Source organism: Streptomyces apricus (assembly GCF_008369065.1).
Lineage (GTDB): Bacteria > Actinomycetota > Actinomycetes > Streptomycetales > Streptomycetaceae > Streptomyces > Streptomyces apricus.
In genome coordinates, this window is sequence record NZ_VDFC01000065.1 from 1 (window position 1) to 4,357 (window position 4,357).

Annotated in this window: 3 protein-coding genes; all 3 read left to right on the forward strand. The window is 76.1% G+C overall.

Annotation, left to right across the window (positions count from 1 at the left end):
• Nucleotides 1–54 precede the first annotated feature (54 nt).
• Nucleotides 55–900 (forward strand): DegV family protein, encoded by an 846-nt coding sequence (locus FGF04_RS33040; RefSeq protein WP_149515075.1) that lies wholly within the window; start codon nt 55–57, stop codon nt 898–900.
• Between the two features lie 100 nt (nt 901–1,000).
• Nucleotides 1,001–2,143, forward strand: coding sequence for a ComEA family DNA-binding protein (locus FGF04_RS33045; RefSeq protein WP_149515076.1), 1,143 nt, complete (start codon nt 1,001–1,003; stop codon nt 2,141–2,143).
• 41 nt (nt 2,144–2,184) lie between these two features.
• The coding region (locus FGF04_RS33050; protein WP_149515106.1) for a ComEC/Rec2 family competence protein at nt 2,185–4,357 on the forward strand (2,173 nt) is incomplete at its 3' end.

Consider the following 4,357-nt stretch of genomic DNA (forward strand, 5'->3'; position numbering starts at 1 on the left):
GTCGAGCGCGCGCCGGGCTGCCGTCTCTCCCCGCTGACGGGTAACCTCCAGCTCATGTCCCGCCATGTCGCGATCGTCACCGATTCAACGGCCTACCTGCCGCCGCGGACGATGGAGCGCCACGGCATCACCGCGGTGCCCCTGACCGTGGTCCTCGGCGACCAGGCGCTCGAAGAGGGCACCGAGATCTCGGCCCGTTCCCTGGCCCTGGCGCTGCAGAAGCGCCGGTCCGTCACGACCTCCCGGCCCAGTCCCGAGGTCTTCGCCGAGACCTACCGCCGCGTCGCCGAGGACGGCGCCACCGGCATCGTCTCGCTGCACCTGTCCGCCGAACTGTCCGGCACGTACGACGCGGCGGTCCTCGCCGCGCGCGAGGCGCCCGTGCCCGTCCGTGTCGTGGACACCGGGATGGTCGCGATGGCCCTCGGCTTCTGCGCGCTGGCCGCCGCCGAGTCCGCGGAGGCGGGCGGCACGGTCGACGACGCGGTCACCGCCGCGGAGAAACGGGCCGCGGGCACGTACGCCTACTTCTACGTCGACACCCTCGACTACCTGCGCCGGGGCGGCCGGATCGGGGCGGCCCAGGCGCTGCTCGGGTCCGCCCTGGCCGTCAAACCGCTGCTGCAACTGGACGGCGGGCGCATCGAGATGATGGAGAAGGTGCGCACCGCCGGCAAGGCGATCGCCCGCCTGGAGGAGATCGTGGCCGAGCGGGCCGGCAGCGCCCAGGTCGACATCGCCGTCCACCATCTCGCCGCGCAGGACCGGGCGTCGGCGCTCGCGGAGCGGCTGCGGCTGCGGGTCCCGGCGCTGGCCGACCTGCACGTGAGCGAGATCGGAGCGGTGATCGGGGCGCACACCGGGCCGGGGCTGCTGGGGGCGGTCGTCTCACCCCGCTGAGGTGCCTCGTACGAGTGATGAGGTTGTCCACAACCGGGCGCTTCTCCACGGGAATTGAGCAAGATCATCGCGGATTCGTGTGGTGCCCGATCCTCGTGGCATGGCACTTCGATCACGTTCACGGACAGGTTCAGGGGCGGGTTCAGGGACACGTTCACGGACCGCGACGGTCAGCAGCGGGCCGGGCCGCGGCCCGGTCTCCGACGGCCGTACGCGACACCGTCGCCGGCCCCACCGCGCCGGCTCCCGGCATCGGAGCCGGAGCCGGGAGGCCTCGGCGGAGGCGCTGCGCCTGCGCGCCGAGACGCTCTTCGCGGCTGAGCGGACGAGGGTGCGCGGGGAGTTGCGGCAGGGGTCGCCACCGGTGCGGGGCGAGCCTGTCGCCGGGGTCGAGGCCGAGACCGAGGCTGAGGTCGAGGCCGATCCGGGRCTGGACGCAGGCGTCGGTGTCGGCGGGGGTGAGGGGCGGAGCGCAGGTGCGTGGCGGGCGCGGGCCGGGCTCGCCGTGCGGGAGCGGTTGCCGTTGTGGCTCCAGTCGCGGTGCGGGCTGGAGCGGAGGAGCGTGGCCGCGCTCACCGTGGTGCTGGTCGTCGCCGCGGTCGTCGCCGCCCAGCACTTCTGGACGGGACGGACCCAGCCGGTGCGGGCCCCGGAGATCGTGCGGGCCGCGGTTCCCTACGGGGAGGGCGGCGGAGGCGGGGCGAGGGCGGCGTCCGGGGCCACCGCGGCGGTGCGGGCCCCGGCGGGCGCGACCGGTTCGGGCGCCGGGTCGGGGTCAGGGTCTGGTGCTGGTGCTGGTGCCGAGATCGTGGTGGACGTCAGCGGGAAGGTGCGCGAGCCCGGTATCCACCGGCTGCCCGCCGGTTCCCGGGTCACGGACGCGCTGGAGGCCGCGGGCGGGGTGCGGCCCGGCGCGGACACCGAAGGCCTCAACCGGGCACGGTTCCTGGTGGACGGCGAGCAGGTGGTGGTCGGCGCGCCGCAGCCGGTGGCGGGACCGGGCGCCGCGGGAAGCGCGGGCGCCGGCGGTGGAACCGCTGCCGCTCCTACGGCCCCGGTCGCCCTCAACACCGCCACCCTGGACCAGCTGGACACGCTGCCCGGTGTCGGGCCCGTACTCGCGCAGCACATCATCGACTACCGCACCCGGCACGGCGGTTTCCGTTCGGTGGACGAGCTCCGTGAGGTGAACGGCATCGGCGACCGCCGCTTCGCCGATCTGCAGAATCGCGTACGCACGTGACGGGCGTGACGGGCGGGACACGTCCCACGGTCCGGCCGGCCGTGCACGCGGGCGCGGGGAGTCCGCTCGGGGCCGCGCATCCCCGTCAGGAGGGTCCCACGGATCTGCGGCTGGTCCCGCCGGCGCTGGCGGCGTGGGCGACAGCGGCGGCGACCTTGGGGGCGCCCCCGGGGTGGGTAGCCATGCTGGTGGGGGTCTGCGTGGCCGTGCCCGGGTGGCTCCTGGTCGCAGTACGCGGCACCGCGCGGGCCCCGTCCGGCGACCGGCGGGCGGGTCCGGGACGGGCCGATTCGGGACGTGCCGGTTCGCGGCGTGCTGATTCGGCACGGACCGGTTCGCGGCGGGCCGGTTCGTGGCGGAGCCGTCGGTCTTCCTGGTCCAGGGTCTCCGTCGCGGCCGTGCTGCTCTGCGCCGCGGGCGCGGCCGCCTCCGCCGGGCTGCACGGCGCCGACCTGCGCAGGGGGCCGGTCCCCGGGCTGGCGGAACAGTACGCCCAGGTGAGCGCCGAGGTGGAGGTCACCTCGGACCCACGGCTCACCCGGCCCCGGATCAAGGGGAACCACGCCGCCCCGACCGCGATCCTGCTCGACGCCGAGGTCCGGCGGATCGAGGGACCGGACGGCACGCAGGCGTGGACCCGTACACCGGTGCTGCTGATCGTGGACGCGGGGCGGGGCGCGGCCCGGGGGACGGCGGCGCGTTCACCGTGGCTCTCCCTCCTGCCGTCCACCAGGGTGCGGGTGACGGCACGGGCCGTGCCCGCGCTCGGCGGCGGCGACCGGATCGCGGCGGTGCTGCGGGTGCGCGGCAGCGGACCGCCGAGGGTGGTCGGGCAGCCGTCCGGCACCCAGCGGTTCGCCGGGGAGCTGCGCGGCGCACTGCGCGCGGCGACCGACGCGCTGGAGCCCGACGCGCGGGCGCTGCTGCCGGGGCTGGTGGTCGGGGACACCTCGCGGCTCACCCCGGAACTGGACGAGGCGTTCAGGGCGACCGACCTCACCCACCTCCTCGCCGTCAGCGGGGCCAACTTCACGATTGTGCTCGCCCTGCTCCTCGGCCCACCGGGCCGGGCCCAGCTGGTCGAGCGCCGCGGGCTGGCGCCCCGGCTCGGTCTCCCGCTGCGGACCACCGCCGTGTGCGGCGGGGCGCTCACGATCGGGTTCGTGATCGTGTGCCGGCCGGACCCGAGTGTGCTGCGGGCCGCGGCCTGCGGATCGATCGCCCTGTTGGCCGTCGCCACCGGGCGCCGCAGGACGCTGATCCCGGCGCTGGCCACGGCGGTGCTCGTGCTGGTCCTGTACGACCCATGGCTGGCCCGGAGTTACGGCTTCCTGCTCTCCGTGCTCGCCACCGGCGCGCTGCTCACGCTGGCCCCGCGGTGGAGTGCGGCGCTGCGCGGGCGCGGGGTGCCGCCGAGGCTGTCCGAGGCAATGGCTGCCGCGGGCGCCGCCCAGGCGGTGTGTGCGCCGGTCGTCGCGGTCCTCTCGGCGCGGGTCAGCCTGGTGGCGGTGCCGTGCAACCTGCTCGTGGAGTTCGCGGTGGCGCCGGCCACGGTACTGGGGTTCGCGACGCTGGCCACGGCCTCCTGGGCGATGCCGGTCGCGAAGGGGCTGGCCTGGTGCGCGAGTTGGCCCGCGGGGTGGATCGCGGACATCGCGCGGGCGGGCGCGGCCCTGCCGGGGTCGGGGGTGGACTGGCCGGGGAGCTGGACCGGGGCGCTGCTGCTCGCCTGCGCCGTCACCGTCCTCGTGTTCGCCGGGCGCAGGGTCCTGCGCAACCCCTGGCTGTGCGGTGCCTGCGGGGTGCTGCTCCTGCTGGTGACGGTACAGCCGCCGCCCCTGACCCGGGTGATCACCGGATGGCCGCCGCCCGGCTGGCGGTTCGCGATGTGCGACGTCGGCCAGGGGGACGCGACGGTGCTCGCGGCGGGGGACGGCAGCGCGGKGGTGGTCGACGCGGGACCGGACCCGGTGCTGGTCGACCGCTGCCTGGGCGCGCTGGGCGTCACCCGGATCCCGCTCGTCGTGCTGACCCACTTCCACGCGGACCACGTGGCGGGGCTGCCGGGTGTGCTGAGGGGCCGTTCGGTGGGGGCGATCGGGACGACGGGGTTCGAGGAGCCGCTCGATCAGGCGGATTTCGTGCGCCGGCAGGCGGCGCTCCGGGGCATCCCGGTGACGCGGGCGGCGGCGGGGGAGAGGCGTCGTACGGGCG

Excerpts from the sequence above, each read along its gene's own strand:
- FGF04_RS33040 (WP_149515075.1), top strand. The coding sequence starts at position 55 with ATGTCCCGCCATGTCGCGATCGTCACCGATTCAACGGCCTACCTGCCG.